2 protein-coding genes and 1 pseudogene are annotated in these 2,116 nt (G+C 71.7%); all 3 read left to right on the top strand.

Annotated elements, in window-relative coordinates; genetic code table 11:
* A partial coding sequence (locus G5C51_RS42675) for a hypothetical protein (RefSeq protein WP_206314883.1) occupies positions 1-220 on the top strand: 220 nt, incomplete at its 5' end.
* Positions 221-264: 44 nt separating this feature from the next.
* Positions 265-1,683, top strand: coding sequence for a twin-arginine translocation signal domain-containing protein (locus G5C51_RS41650; protein ID WP_165246089.1), 1,419 nt, complete (start codon positions 265-267; stop codon positions 1,681-1,683).
* A gap of 90 nt (positions 1,684-1,773) precedes the next feature.
* Positions 1,774-2,116: pseudogene (locus tag G5C51_RS42680) on the top strand (hypothetical protein); the annotation flags it as partial.

Raw genomic sequence — 2,116 nt, forward strand, 5'->3', positions numbered from 1 at the left:
CTCCAGTTCGCAGGTGGCGGCTGACTCGATCAAGGAAAGGGCGGGCCGGCGGCCGCGACGCACCGTGTTGGGCGATCTTCAGTGGAACGAGTGGGAGACCGAACGGGGGAGCGATCAGGCGATGTTGATCGCGGTTGGCCGGTTGGCCGGTTGGCCGGTTGGCGGTGGCCGGTTGCCGGTGCCGTCGCGGGGGCTGCCGGATCGGGCGCGATTGGTGTAGACCCATCGGTTGAAGATCCGTCCCGTCGCGACAGGAGTCCTCGTATGGCCGCTCTTCCACCGCTTTCCCGCCGCCATTTCCTGGGGGCTGCCGGTGCCCTCGGTGCCGCCGCCGCGGTCGGCGCGTCCGGTGGCGCGTCCGCCGAGTCCGGGGCCGGCGGGAGTGACGTCATACCCATCGGCTGGGGGCAACTGGGTTCGTATCCGGGGACCGATGCGGCGGGGAAGCGGGTGACAACGATCCTGGCGGGGAGCTCCCGCTACCTGATCGGCCCTTGGTACGCCGGGATGTACACCCGCTACCTCCCCGACGGCTACCTCGACCTCAAGGGCACCGACGAGCGCGCCATCCGGTTGCCCGCCATGGCCGCCGTGGCCGCGGCGACCGCGCTGGCCACGGGCACGTACGATCCGCGGACGCTGTCCGCCGCGAACGCGACCATCAGGGCCCGCAACCTCATCCGCACCCTTGCCGCGCGGCACCGGGCCAACAACCCGGACACCACGACCCGTTGGGGCAACACCTGGCAGTCCGCGCTCTGGGCGTACTACGCCGCGCTGGCCGGCTGGCTGCTCTGGGACGAGCTGGACGCCACCGACCGGGACCACCTCGCCGCCATGCTGATCTGGGAGGCCGACCGGCTGACCACCGGGAACGACGTGTTTCTCATCGGCACGGGCGGCGAGCAGCTCTACATGACCCGCCGCGACGGGAGTGTCGTCACCCCCGGCGACAGCAAGGCGGAGGAGGACAACTGGAGCGCCGCCGCGCTCTCACTGGCCGCGGTGATGCTGCCGGACCACCCCAACGCCGCCCGCTGGACGCGCCGCAACATCGAACTCCTGCTGGCCGCCGCGGCCTGCCCCGCGGACCTCGCCGGCGACGAGACGATCAACGGCATCCGGCTCTCGACCTGGCTGCAAGGCACAAACATCGCCGACGACGGCACCCTGGAGAACCACGCCCGGCTGCATCCGCTCTACATGGTCGCCTTCGACCAGAGCCTCTACCAGGGCTTCGTCTTCGGCCTGGCGGGCCGCCCGGCGCCGCGCGCCGCGCTGCACAACATCAACCGGACGTATGGCGCGCTGGTCGATCTGCCGTTCGCCCTGCCGGACGGCGGCACCAGCCCGATCTACCGCGAGAACTCGGCGGAGATCTACTACCCCGAGGGCAACGACTGGGGCACCCACTTCCCGTTCTACTTCGGCAACTTCGACCTGCTGGTCAGCCTCGCCGGCCAGGACGCGGGCATCGACCCGGCCGCGGCGAAATGGGAGCGGCTGCACAATGAGGACCAGCTGCGACTCATGTCCCGCTTCACCGACGGCCGCACGTACGGCGACAGTGCGGAGAACACGTACTACGGCCGCGAGCACCGCATCGGCGCGATGGCGGGGCAGGCGTATCTGAGCCTGTACCTGGCCCGTAACGCGAGGGGGAATCTCCTGCGCTGGAGCTGAGGCGAGGCCGCGTGAAACCGGTCCTGGTCGACCGGCGTCAGAGGGACGGGCCGGCCGGCTGCCGGGCCGCCGCTCCTGCCGGGAGGGTGCATGCGTACCAGGACATTGCGTGCTCTGTGCTTGCTTGCCGCGGTGGCCTTGTCGGCCGGTGTGCTGGGTGCGACGTCGGGGTGCGCCCCCAGCAGTCAGGAGCGGGCCGCTGACGACGCGAAGCGGCTGGCGCAGCGCGCCCGGCAGGTGGCCGCGGCGTGGGACGGTTCGGCTGCGGCGGGGGAGTGGCGGGCGGGTTATCACCCGATGGGGGACGTGGTGCGGTTGCCGCCGGGCGGCGATTGGAGCGAGGCGCGCCGGGACGACCGGTTCCTCCTGCGGGGCGGGTTGCCGCGTGGCGGGCCGCGGGAGGGGCGGGTCAGGTGGGCTGACGGGCGCTCGC

It is taken from the genome of Streptomyces coryli, from assembly GCF_011044975.1.
In the GTDB taxonomy this organism is placed as follows: Bacteria; Actinomycetota; Actinomycetes; order Streptomycetales; family Streptomycetaceae; genus Streptomyces; species Streptomyces coryli.

Coding starts and splice junctions, on each gene's coding strand:
- G5C51_RS41650 (WP_165246089.1), top strand. CDS start 265: ATGGCCGCTCTTCCACCGCTTTCCCGCCGCCATTTCCTGGGGGCTGCC.